At 29.9% G+C, this 21,630-nt stretch carries 15 protein-coding genes and 2 tRNA genes; 15 read left to right on the top strand and 2 right to left on the bottom strand.

Annotation, left to right across the window (positions count from 1 at the left end; genetic code table 11):
• Positions 1–93: 93 nt before the first annotated feature.
• The 14 genes from EYW44_RS09455 to EYW44_RS09390 all read left to right on the top strand — a co-directional run bounded on the left by EYW44_RS09455 (position 94) and on the right by EYW44_RS09390 (position 18,534).
• The gene (locus EYW44_RS09455) at positions 94–2,655 is read left to right on the top strand and encodes a M20/M25/M40 family metallo-hydrolase (RefSeq protein ID WP_132723424.1); all 2,562 of its coding nucleotides are present in this window, start codon (positions 94–96) and stop codon (positions 2,653–2,655) included.
• A gap of 135 nt (positions 2,656–2,790) precedes the next feature.
• Positions 2,791–2,865: transfer RNA gene (locus EYW44_RS09450), tRNA-Pro, on the top strand.
• Positions 2,866–3,049: 184 nt separating this feature from the next.
• Entirely contained in the window at positions 3,050–3,877 is an 828-nt protein-coding gene (locus EYW44_RS09445) for a universal stress protein (RefSeq protein ID WP_132723559.1), read from the top strand.
• Positions 3,878–3,961: 84 nt separating this feature from the next.
• Positions 3,962–4,035: transfer RNA gene (locus tag EYW44_RS09440), tRNA-Thr, on the top strand.
• A gap of 88 nt (positions 4,036–4,123) precedes the next feature.
• On the top strand, positions 4,124–4,729 hold the full coding sequence (udk, locus tag EYW44_RS09435; RefSeq protein ID WP_132723558.1) for a uridine kinase: 606 nt from the start codon (positions 4,124–4,126) through the stop codon (positions 4,727–4,729).
• Positions 4,730–4,735: 6 nt separating this feature from the next.
• Positions 4,736–5,053 (top strand): FtsB family cell division protein, encoded by a 318-nt coding sequence (locus EYW44_RS09430; RefSeq protein WP_132723423.1) that lies wholly within the window; start codon positions 4,736–4,738, stop codon positions 5,051–5,053.
• Positions 5,053–6,405, top strand: coding sequence for a methylmalonyl-CoA mutase subunit beta (locus EYW44_RS09425; RefSeq protein WP_132723422.1), 1,353 nt, complete (start codon positions 5,053–5,055; stop codon positions 6,403–6,405). Before EYW44_RS09430 ends, EYW44_RS09425 begins: the two co-directional genes overlap by 1 nt.
• Entirely contained in the window at positions 6,398–8,461 is a 2,064-nt protein-coding gene (gene scpA, locus EYW44_RS09420; protein ID WP_132723421.1) for a methylmalonyl-CoA mutase, read from the top strand. Before EYW44_RS09425 ends, scpA begins: the two co-directional genes overlap by 8 nt.
• Positions 8,462–8,495: 34 nt before the next feature.
• Positions 8,496–9,374 (top strand): phosphatidylserine decarboxylase, encoded by an 879-nt coding sequence (locus EYW44_RS09415; protein WP_132723420.1) that lies wholly within the window; start codon positions 8,496–8,498, stop codon positions 9,372–9,374.
• A 284-nt stretch (positions 9,375–9,658) separates the two neighbouring features.
• Entirely contained in the window at positions 9,659–12,817 is a 3,159-nt protein-coding gene (gene ccsA, locus EYW44_RS09410; protein ID WP_132723419.1) for a cytochrome c biogenesis protein, read from the top strand.
• Between the two features lie 48 nt (positions 12,818–12,865).
• Positions 12,866–13,381: a DUF2892 domain-containing protein gene (locus EYW44_RS09405; protein ID WP_132723418.1), complete on the top strand. Its 516-nt coding sequence runs from the start codon at positions 12,866–12,868 to the stop codon at positions 13,379–13,381.
• A 55-nt stretch (positions 13,382–13,436) separates the two neighbouring features.
• Positions 13,437–15,338 (top strand): polysaccharide biosynthesis protein, encoded by a 1,902-nt coding sequence (locus tag EYW44_RS09400; RefSeq protein WP_132723417.1) that lies wholly within the window; start codon positions 13,437–13,439, stop codon positions 15,336–15,338.
• A 30-nt stretch (positions 15,339–15,368) separates the two neighbouring features.
• The gene (locus EYW44_RS09395; protein WP_132723416.1) at positions 15,369–16,142 is read left to right on the top strand and encodes a polysaccharide biosynthesis/export family protein; all 774 of its coding nucleotides are present in this window, start codon (positions 15,369–15,371) and stop codon (positions 16,140–16,142) included.
• A 10-nt stretch (positions 16,143–16,152) separates the two neighbouring features.
• A complete protein-coding gene (locus EYW44_RS09390; RefSeq protein WP_132723415.1) occupies positions 16,153–18,534 on the top strand; it encodes a GumC family protein in 2,382 nt (793 codons plus the stop codon).
• Positions 18,535–18,591: 57 nt separating this feature from the next.
• Here the strand turns inward: EYW44_RS09390 and EYW44_RS09385 are convergent, their stop codons facing one another.
• Positions 18,592–19,332, bottom strand: a complete 741-nt coding sequence (locus EYW44_RS09385) for a tyrosine-protein phosphatase (protein ID WP_132723414.1) — start codon at positions 19,330–19,332, stop codon at positions 18,592–18,594.
• A gap of 142 nt (positions 19,333–19,474) precedes the next feature.
• Between EYW44_RS09385 and EYW44_RS09380 the strand changes: the two genes are divergently transcribed.
• Entirely contained in the window at positions 19,475–20,326 is an 852-nt protein-coding gene (locus EYW44_RS09380) for an N-acetylglucosamine kinase (protein ID WP_132723413.1), read from the top strand.
• Here EYW44_RS09380 and EYW44_RS09375 read toward each other — a convergent pair.
• Entirely contained in the window at positions 20,323–21,579 is a 1,257-nt protein-coding gene (locus EYW44_RS09375; RefSeq protein ID WP_132723557.1) for a UDP-N-acetylmuramoyl-tripeptide--D-alanyl-D-alanine ligase, read from the bottom strand. The two genes, EYW44_RS09380 and EYW44_RS09375, sit on opposite strands and share 4 nt — an antisense overlap.
• Positions 21,580–21,630 lie beyond the last annotated feature (51 nt).

Below are 21,630 nucleotides of genomic sequence, written 5' to 3'. Positions count from 1 at the left end.
TTCAAACTAAAAAACAACCAAAAAAGCGACTTCATGTAAAATTTATCCCCACCATAACACTCCTATTAAATATTAACCAAAAACCCTTTATAAATGAAACCATTAAAACTAATTGTTTTAGCAATTGTACTTCTATGCGTTTTTTTAACTCCCAAAAACATTTTTGCTCAAAAGAATGAAAAAATGTTTTACGCAACCATACAAACTAGAGATGCCCAAGGATTAAAAATCAACCACCCCGAAGACATTAAAATTATCGAATCTTTAAACGGTTTTAGCGCCGTTATGCTAACCTCTCATGCAGCAGAAGAACTACACCACAAAGTACTTGTTCATGGACCAGGTTTTATCTATCAACCTAATATAGAAAGCGCCCTTAAAACCATCAAAAACAACAACAAAATTGCATCTAGAAGCCAATCACTAAACAGCCTTACTACTTTCTCCATCACACAAGAAACACTAGTAAGACAGAGCTTAGACCTTGTTAACAACTTAAATATAGCAGCTCAAATACAAGAACTAGAAGCATACGGTAGTAGATATCATACTACTGCTACCGCTACTCAATCTGTATTAGATCTTAGAGACAAATGGGTAAATATGGCTTCTGGTAGAAGTGATGTTTCTGTAAGAATTGTTAACCATACAAGTACCAATATGCCTTCTGTTGTAATGACAATTACAGGTACTGAAAAGCCTGAAGAATTTGTAATTATTGGAGGTCATATAGATTCTACTGCATCTGGTGGCAATGCCAACAATGCTCCAGGAGCCGATGATAACGCCTCTGGAATAGCTACTTTTACAGAAGCTGCTAGAGTTTTATTTGAAATGAATTTTAAACCAAAAAGAACCATCGAATTCATGGCTTTTGCTGCTGAAGAAGTTGGTTTACGAGGCTCAAACGAAATTGCAGTTGACTACAAAAACCGAAATGTAAATGTTGTTAGTTATATGCAATTAGATATGACTAACTACAAAGGATCAACAAATGACATTTATATCTCTACTGATTCATATAATGATGACAATTTAAATAACTTTTTAATTGAATTAATGAATTTTTACAATGCTTCAGGAACTCATCAACTTACTTATGGAACATCTCAATGTAATTATGGTTGCTCTGATCATTATAGTTGGGCACAACAAGGTTATGATGTTGCCTTCCCTTTTGAAGCTAGTTTCAACCAAAGCAACCCAAACATCCATACAACAAGAGATACTTTTGACAGATCCCCTACTCCTAATGCAACCCATGCCGCAAAATTCGCTAAACTAGCTTTAGAGTATTTAATTGAAATATCTAATGGAGTGGGCACAAATAATCCTCCAGGTAATACTTGCTCACAAACTATTTCAACTTTTCCTTTTAATGAAAGTTTTGAATCTTCTTTTGGCGATTTTTCACAAGATATTAATGACGATATAGACTACACTAGAAATTCAGGAACAACTCCTTCTAACAACACTGGTCCATCTAGTGCTTCAGATGGAAGTTTCTATGCTTATGTTGAAGCTTCTGTTGAAGGAACAGGATACCCTAACAAAACTGCTATTCTTAACGCCCCTTGTTTTGATTTTAGTTCATTAAATTCACCTAACCTTACTTTTGACTATCATATGCTAGGTAGCTCAATAGGGTCTTTAACTGTTGAAGCAAGGATAGATGATACAGGAAGTTGGTCTAGTATTTTTAGTAAATCTGGTGCAGAAGGAAATAATTGGAACACAGCTTCTGTAGATTTGAGTAGTTACGCTAATGAATCAAATGTTCAAATACGTTTTATTATTGTAACTGGTACTGGTAATGAAGGTTGGCAAAGTGATATTGCTATTGATTCCATTTCTGTTGACAACGGAACTACAACTCCACCTCCACCTACTTGTGAAGCAATAAACTTTAATGATTTTAGTATTAGTGCATTTTCTAATCAGGATTCAAACGGTGCTTTTAATATTACTAATAGCGGAAACTCATTAGAATTAACCAATAATACATGGAAATATATTAACATAAATTACAATGTTACTAGCAATACTATTATAGAATTTGAATTCAGCAGTTCTTCACAAGGAGAAATTCATGGAATTGGATTTGAAGATGATAACAACCTTACCTCTAGCAGATATTTCAAGATACATGGAACTCAAAATTATGGTGTTACAAACTATGATAATTATTCAAGCGGAACCACAACTTATGCAATACCTGTAGGAAGTTTTTATACAGGTAACATGGATCGTTTAGTTTTTATAAATGATAACGATGCCGGATCAGGTAATACTTCTACTTTCAGCAATGTGAAAATTTATGAAAGTAGTTGTAGCAATTCAAACGTTGCTCAAAAAAATATTATAAGCAATATAACTCCTAGCTTGGGTAAGGAAGGTGAAGGAATACTTGAAAATATTAAAATTAATTATAGCCTAACCGAAAATAATTTTCAAGTAAACATTAACAACGAAGACATTAACAAAGTTAAAATAACACTTTACAACATAAATGGTAAAAAGTTTTTATCGCGAAAACTAGATACTCAAAACAATTTAATCTCTGCTAAAAAACTGCATTTAACTCCAGGAGTGTACTTAGTTAAATTAGAAACTGAAGGTGAAGATTCAATTACAAAAAAAATAATTGTTAAATAAGATCTGATATTTTACAAGTAAATATTTTGAAAGAGGTGAGTAAGTATTCACCTCTTTTTTTAATACAATTCTTTAAATCCCCTTCACCATACATTCATTTTTCAGAATAACTTTTTTGCTATATTTGCTGACTATCGGGATGTAGCTTAGTCCGGTTAAAGTGCTGGTCTGGGGGACCAGAGATCGAAGGTTCGAATCCTTTCATCCCGACTTTAACTGCTTCAAAACATATTTTTTCCTGCATTTTACATAAACATATGTTAACAAAAATAGCTTTTTTAACTGTTTTTTCCTTCATTTCAACTAAAATTAATGCTTTTTCATCTATAGTTTTAAAAGAAACACCTTAATATTTAGTAAATTAGACTGTGAATTTAAAACACCCCGAAATATGATGAAAAGAATCTTAGTACCAATTGATTTCTCTGAACAATCTGAAAACGCATTAAAAACAGCTGCTGTATTTGCCAAAAAATTCGATTTTGAAATTGTGATTGTTCACATGCTTGAATTCTCACAGGCAATCATTTCTGGTAGTGCACAAAGCGCACAAGAAACTGTTTTTTACTTGAAGCTGACAGAAAGAAGACTTAATGAATTTTTAGACAAAAGTTATTTAAAAGATATTAAAATAACTCCAGTTATTAAACATTATAAGGTTTTTAGTGAATTGAATGAACTAAGCAGAGAAGAAAATATTGACTTAATCATCATGGGGTCTCAAGGAGCTTCTGGTATCAAAGAACTTTTTGTTGGATCTAATACACAAAAAGTAATTAGACATTCAGAAGTACCTATTCTTGTAATTAAAGATGAACCCAAATTATCTTTTGAAAACTCTATTTTTGCTTGTGATTTTTCTGAAGAATCAATTTCTGCATTTAAAAGAGCACGCTTTTTTGCAAACTCAATTAATTGTAAAATGAAAGTTGTGTATGTAAATACTCCAACTAAATCTTTCAAAAGTTCTGAAGAAATGAGAACAACTGTAAAGAATTTCTTTGAAAAAGCAGGAACAAGAGCTGACTACATAGATGATGTTGCCTATATTTCTGATTACACTGTTGAAGCAGGTATTTTAAATTTTGCTAAAAAACATAAAGCAGACATTATAGCTATGGCAACCCACGGTAGAAAAGGGTTTGCTCACTTTTTTGATGGTAGTATTACTGAAGATGTAGCCAACCATTCTCCCCTACCTGTTTTATCATTCAAAATATAAATTTCAAAAAAAAATCATTTTTTTTCAAAAAAAATTTGCCAGTTTTAAAAAGCATAGTATATTTGCATCGCTTTTAACGCAATAGCCGATATAGCTCAGCTGGCTAGAGCAGCTGATTTGTAATCAGCAGGTCGTGGGTTCGAGTCCCTCTATCGGCTCAAAAAAAATAAAAGACATCAGAAATGATGTCTTTTTTTGTTTACATATTTTCCTAAATTTGTCACATAAATTATTCGAATGAAAAATATTTTTATAATAGGTATCGCAGGAGGTACAGGAAGTGGAAAAACCACTGTAGTGAATCAAATTGTAAATGAATTACCACCTGATGAAGTTTGTATAATTTCTCAAGATTCTTATTATAAAGCTACAGATAATCTTACTTACCAAGAACGCTCTAAAATAAATTTTGATCATCCTAGAGCTATAGACTTTGAATTACTAGTTGAGCATTTAGCAGAATTAAGAGAAAATAAAGTAATAGAACAACCAATTTATTCTTTTGTAACTCATAACAGAACAAAAGACACTGTAAAAACTCACCCAAGAAAAGTAATCATTGTTGAAGGTATCTTAATTTTCAATAACAAATTGCTAAGAGATTTATGTGATATAAAAATATTTGTTCATGCTGATGCCGATGAAAGATTAATAAGACGTGTAAAAAGAGATATTTCAGAAAGAGGTAGAGATATAAATGAGGTTTTAACAAGATATCAAAACACCTTGAAACCTATGCATGAAGAATTTATTGAACCTACTAAGAGCTATGCTGATATTATTATTCCTAATGACCGATACAATACAGTTGCTATTGACATTGTAAGAACAGTAATTAGTGAACGTTTATAAGTCAATATGAATTTAAAATCAATAAAAAATAAACCTGTAGTTAAGTTAGCTACAAACATTTACCTAATTATCCTAACTGTATTTGTAGTTTGGATGCTTTTTTTTGATGAAAATTCATATCTTAATCACAGAGAATTAAATGAAGATATTGATGAGCTTGAAACTTGGATAAATCATCATAAAAAAAGAATTGCCAAAGACAAAGAAACTATAGAAAAACTAAAAGATTCTTTAGAGTTAGAACGCTTTGCGAGAGAAAAATATTTAATGAAGAGAGGTAATGAAGATATATATATTATTGAATTTGATACCATAAAAAAATAATGAGCAATTATCTATTTAGCGAATTTGAAACCGTTTCTGAGAAAGCCTGGAAACAAAAAATAAATGTCGATTTAAAAGGATTAGATTACAACGAAACCTTGTTATGGAAAACAAATGAGGGAATTACGGTAAAACCTTTTTACACAAAAGACGACCAAACACACCAAAAAACAAATCGCTCAAATGATGATTTTAACATCTGTGAGTCTATCTTTATAGACAACGAGATAATTGCAAATAAATTAGCTATAGATTCTTTAAAAAGAGGTGCTAATGCTATCGAATTTAAAGCAGATGCTGATTTTGATTACAAAGAAGTACTGAATGATTTAGATAAATTCAGCGCTTACTTTTATTTTAATTTTACTTTTCTGGATGTCAATTTTATCAGTGAGATTTCTGATTTTCTAAAAAAAGAAAAAGTATACTTTAACATTGATATTATTGGAAACTTAGCCCAAACAGGAAATTGGTTTTCAAACTTAAACAAAGATCATCAAGAGCTAGAAGAATTAATTACCAAAGTTTCTAAACCTGCAATAGCTGTAAACGCTAGTTTATATCAAAATGCAGGTGCAACCAACACGCAGCAATTAGCTTATGCTTTAGCACATGCTAATGAATATTTAAATCATTTTGGAGCAGATATCACTGATAAAATTCATTTTAATTTTTCTGTTGGAAGTAATTATTTCTTTGAAGTAGCCAAACTTAGAGCTTTTAGAATTCTTTGGAACTCATTACTGAACGAATATGATGTAACAAACAATCAAGCTCATATTTTTACTCAACCTTCATTAAGAAACAAAACACTTTACGATTATAATGTAAACATGCTTAGAACCACTTCTGAATGCATGAGTGCTGTTTTAGGTGGAGCAAACACTGTTTCTAATGTTTCTTACGACGAAATCTTCCATAAATCAAATGAATTTGGAGAGCGAATTTCTAGAAACCAATTACTTATTTTAAAAGAAGAAAGCGGTTTTGAAAACGCCCATGATTTTGCTGACGGAAGTTATTACATAGAAGCTATTACTAAAGAACTTGCAGAAAATGCTCTTGAAATTTTCAAGCAAATAGAACAAGGTGGTGGATTTTTAAAACAACTAAAAGAAGGTGTTATTCAACGAAAAATTTCTGAATCAGCAGAAAAAGAACAACTTCTTTTTAACAAAAACGAAATCGTTTTATTAGGAACTAATAAAATTCAAAACGAAAAAGATCAAATGAAAAATGATCTCGAGTTATTTCCTTTTGTAAAACAACGCCATCAAAAAACACTTATTCAACCAATCATCCAAAGACGATTAGCTGAAAAACTTGAACAAGAACGATTAGAAAATGAGTAGAAAAGACCTATCCAACATAAAATTATCTGACAATAAAAAATCAGATGTAGAACATTACAAACACGAAGATTTTGTTGCTGGTATTGCACCAAACTTGAGAGGACCTTATTCTACAATGTACGTTCGTAGACCTTGGACCATTAGACAATACGCTGGTTTCTCAACCGCTGAAGAAAGTAATGCTTTTTACAGAAGAAACTTAGCCGCAGGACAAAAAGGTTTATCCGTTGCTTTTGATTTAGCTACACACAGAGGATACGATTCGGATCATGAGAGAGTTCAAGGAGATGTTGGTAAAGCTGGTGTTGCTATTGATTCAGTTGAAGACATGAAAGTCTTATTTGATCAGATTCCTTTAGATAAAATGTCTGTTTCAATGACTATGAACGGAGCTGTACTACCTGTACTAGCTTTCTATATAATTGCCGCTGAAGAACAAGGTGTTTCACCAGAAAAATTATCAGGAACAATACAAAACGATATTTTAAAGGAATTTATGGTGCGTAACACATACATCTACCCACCTACTCCTTCAATGAAAATTATTGCTGATATTTTTGAATACACCAGTAATAATATGCCAAAATTCAATTCTATCTCCATTTCTGGATATCATATGCAAGAAGCTGGTGCTACTCCTGAGATTGAATTAGCTTACACCCTAGCTGATGGACTAGAATACATAAAAACAGGATTGACTGCTGGTATGGATATTGATTCTTTTGCCCCTCGCCTATCTTTCTTTTGGGCTATTGGGATGAATCATTTTACAGAGATTGCCAAAATGCGTGCTGGTAGAATGTTATGGGCTAAATTAGTTAAACAATTCAACCCTAAAAACCCAAAATCTCTAGCACTAAGAACACATTGTCAAACAAGCGGTTGGAGTTTAACAGAGCAAGATCCTTTTAATAACGTAGCTAGAACAACTATAGAAGCGATGGCTGCTGCATTTGGAGGAACTCAAAGTTTACACACAAATGCTTTAGACGAAGCAATTGCCTTACCAACAGATTTTTCTGCTCGTATTGCAAGAAACACCCAAATTTATCTACAACAAGAAACTCATATTACCAAAACTGTAGATCCTTGGGCTGGAAGTTATCATTTAGAACAATTAACAGAAGAAATTGCAAATAAAGCTTGGGAATTAATTCAAGAAGTTGATGATTTAGGAGGAATGACCAAAGCTATTGAAAAAGGAATTCCGAAAATGCGTATTGAGGAAGCCGCTGCTATTAAACAAGCAAAAATAGATAGCGCTCAAGATGTAATTGTTGGCGTAAACAAATATCAATTAGAAAAAGAAGACCCTCTGCACATTCTAGAAGTAGATAATGAAGCCGTTAGAAAATCTCAAATAGAAAGACTTAACGATTTAAAATCGAAAAGAAATAATAGCGATGTTGAAAAATCTTTATCAGACTTAACAGCATGTGCTAAAACTGGTAACGGTAACTTATTAGATTTAGCTGTAAAAGCGGCAAGAAACAGAGCTACATTAGGTGAAATATCTGACGCTTTAGAAGTTACTTTTGGCAGACATAAAGCCGTTAACAAAACCATATCTGGAGTGTATAGTAAAGAAATAAAAGACGATTCATTATTTAAAAAAGCTAGTGAATTAGCTGATGAATTTGCTAAATTAGAAGGACGTAGACCTCGTATAATGATTGCAAAACTAGGTCAGGACGGACATGATCGTGGAGCTAAAGTAGTTGCTACAGGTTATGCTGATTTAGGTTTTGATGTTGATGTTGGTCCTTTATTTCAAACACCACAAGAAGCAACCAAACAAGCTGTAGAAAATGATGTACACATTTTAGGTATTTCATCTTTGGCAGCAGGTCATAAAACATTAGTCCCGCAAGTTATTGAAGAGCTTAAAAAGTATGGCAGAGAGGATATCATGGTGATAGTTGGTGGAGTTATACCAGCACAAGATTATCAATTTTTATTTGATGCAGGTGCTGTTGGTGTTTTTGGACCAGGTACTAAAATAGCGCAAGCTGCTATTGAATTATTAGACATTCTAATTGATAGTGTTGAAGAATAATTTCTCAACAACAACCATATAAATCAAGCATAAAATGCAAATCAAATTCATCGATAGAAAATCTGGAAAAACACAAATAGAAACTCCTCCAGGTGAAGGTTTTCTAAAATTACTCTATAATAACCCTTTCGGTAAAATGCTTTTTTTACCACTTGTAAAACGCAAGTTTTTATCTGAATGGTATGGTAGAAAAATGAACAAACCTTCATCATCAAAAAAAATCAAGCAGTTTGTCTCAGATTTAAACATTGATATTACTGAAGCTAAAAAATCTATTGATGAGTTTACTTCTTTTAATGATTTTTTCTATCGTAAATTAAAACCAGAAGCCAGGCCAATTGAAAGTGATTTTATATCACCTGGTGACGGAAAGTTGCTAGCCTTCGAAAACATACAGGATGTCAGTAGTTTTTTTGTTAAAGGTAGAAAATTTACGTTAAGAGAATTTTTAAATAATGATGATTTAGCAAAAGAATATGATAACGCATCAATGTTAATTTTAAGATTAGCTCCTAATGATTACCATCGTTACCATTTTCCTTACAACGGAATTCCAAGCGAATCAGAAAAAATAGATGGTGATTACTTGTCAGTTTCACCATATGCTTTAGCTTCTAATTTCACTAAAGTTTTTTGTGAAAACAAACGAGAATATTGCATTTTAAAATCTGAAGAAAAAGGCAATATACTTCTTGCCCCTGTAGGAGCTACTATGGTTGGAAGCATTTTAAGCACCTATACTCCTAACACTACAATAAACAAAGGAGATGAAATGGGGTATTTTGCTTTCGGTGGTTCTACTGTTGTTATTTTAATTGACAAGAATAAAATCAAAATAGATAACGACATTTTGGAAAACACAAAAAACAACATAGAAACTTTTGTTAAAATGGGCGAAAAAATAGGTGTATAAATTCACTTAATTTTTAGTTATTCTAAAGACCAAAAATCAAATCGATTCATAAAGCGTATTCACTGAAGTTTGCGTAAATTTGCAACGCTTTTTAATCTGGTATCATTTTATTACTAATTTTACTTTTTCACATAGAAAGCATAAATATTTTATAGTAAAGTCAAAATCTCTGAGATATCTAAAGTTTAGTTTATGTTTTAAGTATTTAAACTTTTTGTAAGAAATTTATTCTAAAATGAAACTTTCTTACTCTTTATATCTCAAGAAAAGATAACATTTATCACATGAAAAAATTATTAAATATAATTTACTCCACTCGTTTAATGGCTGTTTTATTTTTTGCTGCTGCTGCTGCCATGGGAATTGCCACTTTCATAGAAAACGATTTTGGAACACAAACCGCAAAAAAATTAGTATACAATACTTGGTGGTTCGAACTAATTCTATTGTTTTTTGTTATTAATTTTTTTGGAAACATCTTTAAATACAAGTTATTCAGAAAAGAAAAATGGGCTGTATTTATGTTTCATATAGCATTCTTATTCATTTTAATTGGTGCAGGAATTACAAGATATTTTGGTTACGAAGGAATGATGATAATAGATGAAGGAGAAACTACAAGTGTGTTCTTGTCTGATACTAATTACTTAAATGTAACAATAGATGATAATGTTTCACAAAGATCTTACAACCAAAAATTACTATTTTCTGCTTGGGGTACAAATAATGAAGAATTTAATTTCGCTTTTAAGCCGAAACAAAATGTTGCTGCAAAAGAAGTTAATTTTAAATTAGTAGAATATATCCCTTGGGCTGAAACTAAATTGGTTTTAGATGAAAATGGCACTGAACATTTATTTTTAGTAGAAAGTTCAAGCGGAAGCAGACATGAACACTATATAAAGAGAGGTACTATTGAAAACATACACAATATACTTGTTGGTTTTGATGCTGAATATGATAACGCTTCTATCAACTTCTTTTATGAAGATGGCAGCTTAAAAATGAAAACAAAAGCTAACGGAGAATGGCTTCGAATGGCTGATCAGAAAAAAGGTAACATTGTAAAAGATAGTACTCAGAACTTCCAATTTTTAACACTTCATAATGTTGAAGGTTTACAGTTTGTTATTCCAAAACCTGCTGAGAAAGGAGAAATTAAAACCATCAGAGGAAAAAAGGATAAGACAAAATACGATGTTGCTATTTTTGATATTACCTACAATGGAGAAACGAAACGTGTAGAGTACACGGGAGGACAGTTTAACACCAACAATAAACACGATTTTTCTATAGGCGATTTAAATTTCAGATCTTGGTATGGTGCAAAAATGTTAAATACTCCATTTGAAGTAAAATTAAACGATTTTCAATTAGAAAAATACCCTGGTTCTGATAGTCCTGCTTCTTTCGCTAGTGAAATTACAGTAATTGATAAAAAAGAATCTTTTGATTACAGAATTTTCATGAATCATATTTTAGATTATAAAGGATATAAATTCTTTCAAGCAAGTTATAAAAATGAAGGTCAAGCTATTGAACAAACTCACCTTTCTGTTAATCACGATTTCTGGGGAACATTTGTTACTTATTTAGGTTACTCACTTCTTTATATAGGATTAATTTCAATGCTTTTTGCAAAAAACACTCGTTTTGATTCATTGAAGAAATCACTACGAAAAATCAACGATAAGAAAGTTGGCGTAACAGCTCTAATTCTTTTTGCTTTTAATATTTCTTCTTATGCACAACATAACAACCATCAAAAAGAACAAAAAAAGGAATTTACAGAACAACAAATTGATAGTATTTTAAATACTTTCATTACAAATAAGGAAGAAGCTGAAAAATTTGGTCGATTGGTTATTCAAGATGCTAAAGGTAGAATGAAACCAGCTCACACATTTGCCTCTGAATTGGTAAGAAAAGTTACACATAGTGAGAACTTTAGAGGCTTGACTCCAAGTCAAATACTTCTATCTATGACACAAACACCTAGACTTTGGTTTAACATTCCTGTTATTCATTTACAAAGAGGAAATACACAAATTAGAGAAATTCTGGGAGTAGCACCTACTGCAAAACATGCTAGAATTATTGATTTTTATGATCAAAACGGTAATTCTAAAATCGCTGAACTAGTAGTGAAAGCTCAAAAGAAAAAAATTCAAAATTATTTTGAAAGAGATCTTATTAAAGCTGAGGAAAGAGTTTGGTTATTAACTCAAACTCTAAGCGGTGGTATCTTAAAAATTTACCCTATTCCTAATGATGAAAACAATAAATGGGTGTCACAAGCTGAAACTATAACTGCAGGATTTAAAGGAACAGATTCTGTTTTCGTTCGTCAATCTTTACCTGTTTATTTACAATTTTTATTTGAAGCTAAAAAAACTAATGATTATTCTGATGCTAACAAGGTACTCGATGGTATAAAAAAATTCCAACAAAAATATGGTAGCGAAGTTATTCCTTCAAAAGATAAAATAGATGCCGAGATAGCGTATAATAAAATAAACTTTTTCAAGAAGCTTTTCAGATATTATGGTTTGTTAGGTTTACTTTTAACCATAGTTGTTGTTTTAAAAATATTTTATGAAAATAAGTTTATCAACTACCTCATAAAAGGATTAATAGCCGTTATAATTCTATTATTAGTATTCCATACTATTGGACTTATAATGCGTTGGTATATTAGTGGTCATGCTCCTTGGAGTAATGCTTATGAAAGTATTATATATGTAGCGTGGGCAACTATGCTGTTTGGACTTTCTTTAGGAAGAAAATCAGCTTTAACAATAGGAGCTGCTTCTTTTGTAACATCTATAATATTATTTTTTGCAATGGGTAATTGGCTTGATCCTGAAATAGCTAATTTGGTTCCTGTTTTAAATTCTTGGTGGGTTCTTGTGCATGTATCAATTATTGTTGCGAGCTATGGTCCTTTTTCTCTAAGTATGATTTTAGGTGTTGTTTCTTTATTCTTAATTATTTTCACAACCAAAAACAATAAAAAGAAAATGTTACTAAACTTAAGAGAGCTTACCATAATTAACGAAATGTCTGCTGCTGTTGGTTTAGTAATGTTAACTGTAGGGAATTTCCTTGGTGCAATGTGGGCTAATGAAAGTTGGGGGCGTTATTGGGGATGGGATCCAAAAGAAACGTGGGCTTTAATTTCCATTATGATTTATGCTTTTGTTCTTCATATGCGCTTAATTCCTGGTTTAAAATCTAGATATACTTTTAATTTATGGACAGTAATTGCATATGCATCAGTTATGATGACGTATTTTGGAGTTAACTTTTATTTAGCAGGCTTGCATTCTTATGCTAGTGGTGATAAAGTGATTACACCAGATTCTGTAACTTATTCGGTAGCATTTGTTATAATCATTGGATTGATTGCTTGGTTTAAACACAAAAAGTTTTACAAATCATAAAATTAATTCTGTTAGAAAAACGTACATTTGCCACCTAAAAGATAAAAGATGTTCAATAAAAATATTAAACTAGCCATTGCTGCAATAATTACAGTTTGGGCTTTCTATGAATTTTTCCAAGGTCACATAGGAAATGGAATTGCTTTATTATTATTCGCTTCTATTTTTGTTCTTTTTTATTTCAAAAACGAATTCATTTTACTTGCTTTTCTTCAGTTAAGAAAACAAAATTTTGAAGGAGCAAAAAAATGGTTAGGATATATTAAAAATCCTTCTTCTGCTTTAATAAGAAAACAAGAAGGTTACTATAATTATCTTCATGGAATTATGGTTTCTCAAACTAATATGACTCAAGCTGAAAAGTATCTAAAAAAATCAATTAAACTTGGGTTGTCTATGGATCATGATTTAGCTATGGCTAAATTACAGTTAGCTGGTATTGCCATGACCAAAAGAAGAAAGAGAGAGGCTACTACTTTAATGAACGAAGCAAAAAAATTAGATAAGCATGGAATGTTAAAAGAGCAGATTCAGATGCTAAAGCAGCAAATGAAGAGAATATAATCAATATTCATTAGTTAATTAGTTGTATATTTACTCAGTTTGATTTTGATGATAAATGATTAGAAATTTTCTTTTAAAAGCTCTTAACAAGCATGCTTCGCATTGGGTTGTTTTAATTATTGATGTTATTTTAGTAGCACTTTGTTTTATACTTGCTTACACAATTCGTTTTAATGCTTCTTTAAATTTTAACACCAGTAATTTAACTTATCAATTACCGTTTATTTGTTTTATTTCTTTAATTTCTTTTTGGCTGGTAGGTTCTAATAGAGGAATTATTAGACATACCGGAACTAGGGATGCTTTTAATGTTTTTTTAGGGGTAAGTGTTGCTAGTATTGGTATTATGTTTATTGTAACCTTTAACACAATATTTAAAATTCTACCAAGCTATACTATTCCAAAATCAATTATATTAATTCATTATTTCATTTCAATATTTGTATTAGTAGTTAGTCGATTTATTTTCAAAGCTTTTTACGAAATAATTTCATCTGAATTAAAAGAGATAACTAATGTAATGATATATGGTGCGGGTGATTCTGGACTTATTACATATGGTGCTTTAAACAGGGATACTAAAAACAATTATGAAGTTATTGGGTTTATTGATGATGACTCTAATAAAATTGGCAAGAAAATAGATCGTGTAAAAATTTACAGTAGATCTCAATTGACAAAAGAATTCGTTGAGAGAAAAGAAATAGATGAAATAATTTTCTCTATCCAAAATATTAAATCTGAAAGACTTTTATATCTTACTGACAGACTATTACAATTAGGAGTTAAACCAAAAATTGTACCTCCTTTCTCTAAATGGATTGGTGGTGATTTTGATGCAAATCAAATTAAACAGGTAAAAATAGAAGATTTATTAGATAGAAAGCCTATAACAATTGATAACCCAATCATAAAAAGGGATGTTAACAACAAAGTTATTCTAGTAACTGGTGCTGCAGGTTCTATAGGTAGTGAAATATCTAGACAAATATGCAATTACAACCATAAACATCTAATTTTAATTGATCAAGCTGAATCACCTCTTTATGAAATCCAACAAGAACTTATTCGTAAAGGAATAAAAAACTTCACTGCTATAGTGGCTGATGTTAGAGATTTGAATAGAATGGAGGATGTATTTAAGGAATTTAAGCCTGAAAAAGTATATCATGCAGCCGCATACAAACATGTACCTTTAATGGAATCAACTCCTTATGAAGCTATCAAAATAAATGTTGCTGGAACTAAAATAATAGCCGATTTATCACTAAAATACAACGTAGAAAGATTTGTAATGGTTTCCACAGACAAAGCTGTAAACCCGACGAATGTAATGGGGGCTTCTAAAAGAGTGGCTGAAATGTATATTAGTTGTCTTAGTAAAAAAAACAGAACAACAAAATTTACTATTACTCGTTTTGGTAATGTTTTAGGTTCTAATGGTTCTGTTATTCCATTATTCAAAAAACAAATAGAAGAAGGAGGTCCTTTAACTGTTACTCATAAAGATATAACTCGTTATTTCATGACAATACCAGAAGCTTGCCAGTTAGTTATAGAAGCTGGTACAATGGGTGAAGGTGGGGAAATTTATATTTTCGACATGGGTAAATCTGTTAAAATCTTTGACATAGCTAAAAGAATGATTCATTTATCCGGATTAAAATACCCTGAAGATATTGACATCAAAATAACAGGACTTAGACCTGGAGAAAAATTATATGAAGAACTATTAGCTAATGGAGAAAATACTACTCCTACATACCATGAAAAAATAATGATAGCTAAGAATCAAGAAATAAATCACCAAGACATTCTAAACAAGATTAGCAATTTATGTAATGAAAATTTAAATAACAATAATAATATTACAGTAAAGCTAGTCAAAGAAATTGTTCCTGAATACAAATCAAACAATTCTGTTTACGAAAAATTAGATCAACAAATTTTAAATTAAAATTATTACTTTCGCGAAAAATTTAAAAACATGAAAAAAGTAACAAAAATTGTTTCTCTTTTACTTTCTATTTTCTTTTTAGGGTCATGTGTTTCTAAAAAAGATATAACATATTTCCAAAATGATCAAATAGACCAATCCAAAGTATCCAATGCTTACAAAACAATTTTTAAACCAGATGACCTACTACAGATAACAGTTTCAGCTACGGATTTAGAAGCTGTAAAAGCTTTTAATTTACCTGCAGTTAGTTTTGCTGTTACTACAAATAGAGCTGTAGGAACACCTCAGCAACAAACTTATTTAATTGACAATGATGGTTTCATTGATTTTCCTGTTATAGGAAGAATAAAAATAGGTGGTTTATCACGTAATGAAGCAATAATTTTACTTAAAAGTAAACTAGATCCTGATTATGTCAAAACACCTACTATAAATATCCGAATTGCTAATTATTCTGTTACTATTCTTGGAGATGTAAAACGTCCTGGAACTTATACAATTCCAAATGAAAGAATAACTATCTTAGAAGCATTAGGTCTAGCTGGTGATTTGAATATAACAGGAAAAAGAAACACCATTAAAGTTTTCAGAGAAATTAAAGGAAAAAAAATTCAGTTTAATCTTGATTTAAGATCAAATTCAATATTTACATCTCCTGTATATTATCTACAACAAAATGATGTTGTCTATGTAGATCAAAACAAAGCTTCTTCTCAAGATGCTGCTTTTAATAGAAATACAGGGTTATTTGTTTCAATTGGATCTATCATTATATCACTTATTAATATTTTAACGAGATAAAGAAAAACTAATGAGTAATCAAATTAATTCTCAACAAATAGAAGATAACGATACTATTAATATTAGAGCTGAACTTGAAAAGTATTTAGTTCACTGGAAATGGTTTTTATTTGGCGTAATTTTAAGCTTAGTATTTGCTTTTTTGTATTTAAGATATAGTACACACAAATATTCTGCAACTGGAACCATAATGATAAAAGACAATAAAAAGTCTGGAATATCTGCTGAACTAGCTGCTTTTGAAGATCTAGGAATTATTGGTGGGGGTTCAAGTAATAATCCAGATAATGAAATAGAAATTTTAAAATCTAGAAAAATCTTAGGAGATGTTGTTGATAATCTAAATTTAACTATCAAATATATCAGTGAAGGTAGAGTTAAGAACTCTGAGATATATAAAAATCCTCCTATTGAAATTATTCTAAAAGATTCTATTAATATTCATAGTATAGACGATATTTATAACTTTACGGTAGAAATAAATTCAGAAAATGATTTTTCAATATTTGATGAAGAAGGAAATTCATTAAAGAACTCAATTGCTTTTGGAGAAACATTCTTAACTGAAGATTTAGGTAATATAACATTAAAGAAAAGTAATCTTTTCGATAAACAAAGCATCGAAAATAAATTAATTGTAAGTATATTCCCAAGAGATGAAATAATCGATGGTTTAATTAAAGCTGTTTCCATAGCCCCTATAAACAAAAATTCTAGCGTATTAAAACTCTCTCTTCAGTCCTCTGTTTTAGAAAAAGCTGAAGATATCCTAAATGAAATTGTTAAACAATACAATTTAGATGCTCAAAGGGATAAAAGCGAAGTCTCTAGAAAAACTGTTGTTTTTATTGAAGAAAGATTAAATACAGTTGGAAAACAACTCGCAATTGTAAATGATAATGTTGAAAAATTTAAAACGGATAATAAAGTAACAGATATTGAATCTGAAGCTAAATTAGTTTTAGAGTCTAATATTATGAATAGACAAAAATTAATTAATGCTAATATCCAACTTGATGTTATAAAGTCATTAAATAAAAAGTTAAATGGTTCCGATGGTATACTTCCTCCCAATTTAGGTTTACAAGATCCAAACATTGGAAAATCTATTTCAGAATATAACTCATTGCTAAATAAAAGAAATCGATTACTAAAAAGTGCTGGAAAAAAGAATTTTACTGTTGTAGAGCTTGAAGAAAACATTCAGAATTTAAAAATAGCTTTAAAAAGTAGTTTAGATAATCAACAAAAATCATTACAACTTAACGTTGATAACTTAAAGAGAGAAGCTAACATATATAATTCAAGAATATCTTCGATACCAGTTAAAGAACGTAAATTTTTAGATATTGCAATGCAGCAAGAGATAGTTTCTGGTCTTTTTTCTTATTTATTGAAGAAAAAAGAAGAAACAGCTATATCTTTAGCTGTGACTGTACCAAATGCTAAAATAATAGATAAAGCTTATGGCTCAAATATACCTGTATCTCCTAAAAAGAAAATAATCTTTTTAGCTGCTTTATTACTTGGTTTAGTTATACCTTTTATTATTATTTACTTAAGAGATCTTCTTGATACTAAAGTTCATACTAAAAGAGATATTCAAGAATTGACATCTGTTCCTTTTATTGGAGACATTCCACATAATGAAACTAATGAAAAAATTGTTGTAAACTCAGAAGCAAGATCAAGTACAGCTGAAGCTTTCAGATTAATACGTACTAATTTAGATTTTATGTTATCTAATGTTAAGGCAGAAAAAGGTAAAACAATTTTTATTACTTCAACAACTAGTGGAGAGGGTAAATCTTTTATTTCTATTAATTTAGCCGCTACTTTAGCTTTATCTGGAAAAAAAGTAATACTTGTAGGTATGGACTTAAGAGCACCTAAAGTAACAGAATATTTAAACATTCCTGATAGAAAAGGGGTTACTAATTATCTTACTAATGATAGTATTAAACTTGATTCATTAAAGTTTAATGTTGATGAACTTAAAGATTTAGACATAATAGCGTCTGGTGTTATTCCACCTAATCCTGCAGAATTATTAATGTCTTCTAAAATAAATGAATTATTTGACGAATTAAGAAGTCAATATGATTATGTTTTAGTTGATACTGCTCCTGTAAACCTGGTTACAGACACACTATTAATAGCTAAATATGCTGATTTATTCGTATATATTTCAAGGGCTAATTATTTAGATAAAAGACTTCTTGTAGTACCTGAAACTTTATATAAAGAAGGAAAACTACCAAACATGTCAATCATTCTAAATGATACTGATATGAAAAGAGGTTATGGTTATGGATATGGATATGGATATGGTTATGGTTATGGAAATGTTCAAGAAGAAACTAAACCTTGGTATAAGAGAATTTTCCAATAAAATACTTAAATAAATAGAATAAAAAAAAGATGTGAATTTTAAATTCACATCTTTTTTTTATTCTAAAAACTTTTGATTGTTGTTTACTATAGTTTCTATCTTTTTATATGTTTTCTTTGTTCCTATTTTTTGTAAAAGTTTCAAATGATTATGATGATGAGTATCGGTACCTATAAAATCATATAAATTTTCTTTTAATAACTTATCAGCCGTACCTTTTACACTCTTCCCATATTGTTCAGTCAAAGACAAACAATTTAGTTGAAACAAACAACCTGCTTTCTTTAACTTATAAAAATTTTGAAAATCATTATGATAAAAATTATATCTCTCTGGATGTGCTAAAACAGGTTTAAAACCTTTTAATTGAATTTCAAACAATACATCGTATAAATTAAATGGAGCATTGAAATAAGACATTTCTACTAATATTAAATTATCCTTAAGAGGTATAATGTCATCTGCTTTTAATCTTTCAACGAATTGTTCATCCATCATATACTCAGCTGAAGCTCTAAAAGTTACATCGTTTAATCCTTTTTTAGATAATGCTGATTTTACTTCTTCTAACTTTTTTTGAATTGTTTCTGTAGAGTTTGGATATACATCTCCTAAGACATGTGGCGTTGTTATGAAATTTTTAATACCGTATTCATACATTTTAGAAATTAAACTTATAGAATCCTCTATATTTTTAGCTCCATCATCTATTCCAGGTAATAGATGTGAATGAATATCAACAAATTTATCCTTAAAAATTTCGTTTAAAGGGATTGATTTTTCTTTTAAAAAAAACATATTAAATAATTATCTAACAACAAAATTAATGTATTTATTACTAATTTTTATCATTATTATAAACGAAATCGTTTGAGTTGAAATATCTTGTTGTGTAACCTAATTTGAAAATTTATATTTGAATAAAACAACAACTAAAAGAATGATATTAATAGCTGACGGTGGATCAACTAAAGCTGATTGGATAGCTTTAGATTCGGACAAAAATGAAACGTTTAGAGTAAGAACTTTGGGTTTAAATCCTGCTGTAGTTCCTGAGGATGAACTAAAAAACAGAATCGTAAATATGTTTCAATTGATTAACATTAAAGATCAAGTAGACGAAATACATTTTTATGGTGCTGGTTGTGGTACTCCTCAAGCAGTTGACATTCTAAAAAAAGTTATGAAAACCATTTTTGAAAATGCTTCTATTAATATTGCTGAAGACATGCTAGCTGCTGTTTATGCTTCTTCAGGTAATAATCCAGCAATTGTATGTATTCTTGGTACTGGATCTAATAGTTGTTATTATAACGGTAACGATATGGAGATGCTTGCTGCTTCACTTGGTTATACAATAATGGATGAAGCTAGTGGTAATTATTTTGGTAAAAAACTTCTTAGAGATTTTTATTATGACAAAATGCCTAAGAAAATATCTAAGGCATTTGAAAAAGAATATAATCTTGATGCTGATTTTATTAAATACAATTTATACAGACAACCAAATCCTAACATGTATTTAGCTTCATTTGCTAAATTTATGTTTGATTTTAAAGACGAAAAATACATCAGAAAAATCATTAAAAAAGGTTTTGAAGAGTTCTTTAAATATCGTGTGATACCTTATAACAAAGACTTCAATACTCCTGTATATTTTATTGGTTCAATAGCTTATTATTTTAGAGAAATACTAGAAAAAGTAGCTACAAAAAATAATTTATCTATTACCGATATTATTCAAAGACCAATTGATAATTTGTTATCCTATCATAAAGAAAATATCAATTAAAATAAATCAACTAAGCGCTCTAGAGCCATACCTCTAGAGCCTTTTATTAGAATTAGTGAATTTTCTATTGAATTATCTTTTAAATAATCGGATAATACATTAAAATTTTCAAACAAAATTCCATTAAAAGATATCTGGTTAAAATTACTTCCTACTAAAAACTTGGAATTTAAACTTAAGCTATCAACTAAATTAGCAATGTTTTGATGCTCTAATTCACTATCATTTCCTAATTCAAACATATCTCCAAGAATCACAACTTTTTTCTTTTCTGAATTTATATTATTGAAATTACTCAATGCTGCTTCCATACTTGTAGGGTTTGCATTATAAGCATCAAGTATTATTTCATTGGATCCTTTAGTGATTACCTGTGAACGATTATTATTTGATGAATAAGATTTAATAGCTGAAATTATATCTGTTTTATTTACTGAAAAATATTCTCCAATTGTAATCGCTGCGACTATATTATTATAATTATAACTTCCTATTAAATTACTTTCAACTTTTTCTCCTGCATAATTTAATGATACATTAGGATTGGCTTCAACAAAACTAATCTCATTTGAAAACAAAACTCTATCAATAGCTTCTGTTTTTTTTATTTGAATTGGATCATTCGGATTAACAAATACTTTTCGACTTTTACTTTCTATAAAATCATACAACTCACTTTTAGCTTGAATTACACCGTCTACAGAACCAAAACCTTCCAAATGTGCTTTTCCGAAATTTGTGATATAACCAAAATCTGGTTCAGCAATATTAGAAAGAAAAGCGATTTCATTATGATGATTAGCCCCCATTTCAACAATACCAATTTCGGTGTCTAACGTCATGGATAATAACGTTAATGGTACACCAATATGATTATTCAAATTTCCTTTAGTTGCATACGTCTTGTACTTTTTACTCAAAACAGCATTAATCAACTCTTTAGTTGTTGTTTTACCATTACTTCCTGTCAATGCTACAATAGGAGCTTTCAATTGTCTTCTATGATAATTAGATAACGCTTGTAATGTTTTTAAAACATCATCAACTAAAATAAAACGATCATCTACATTGTATTCTTCTTCATCAATAACACAATATTTAGCGCCATTTTCTAATGCTTGTTTAGCAAACTTATTCCCATTAAAATTTTCGCCTTTTAAAGCAAAAAAAACGCTATTCTCTCTAATCTTTCTCGTATCAGTATCTACAAGAAAATGTTCGGTGTATAAAGAGTATAAATCTTCAATTTTCATCATATAACAAAAATAAAAAACCTCGTTAAAAAATTAACGAGGCTTTATTAT

This window comes from Tenacibaculum sp. M341, assembly GCF_004337695.1.
In the GTDB taxonomy this organism is placed as follows: Bacteria; Bacteroidota; Bacteroidia; order Flavobacteriales; family Flavobacteriaceae; genus Polaribacter.
Note: the sequence above shows the minus strand (reverse complement) of the source record. Positions and strands in the feature narration are given on the sequence as shown.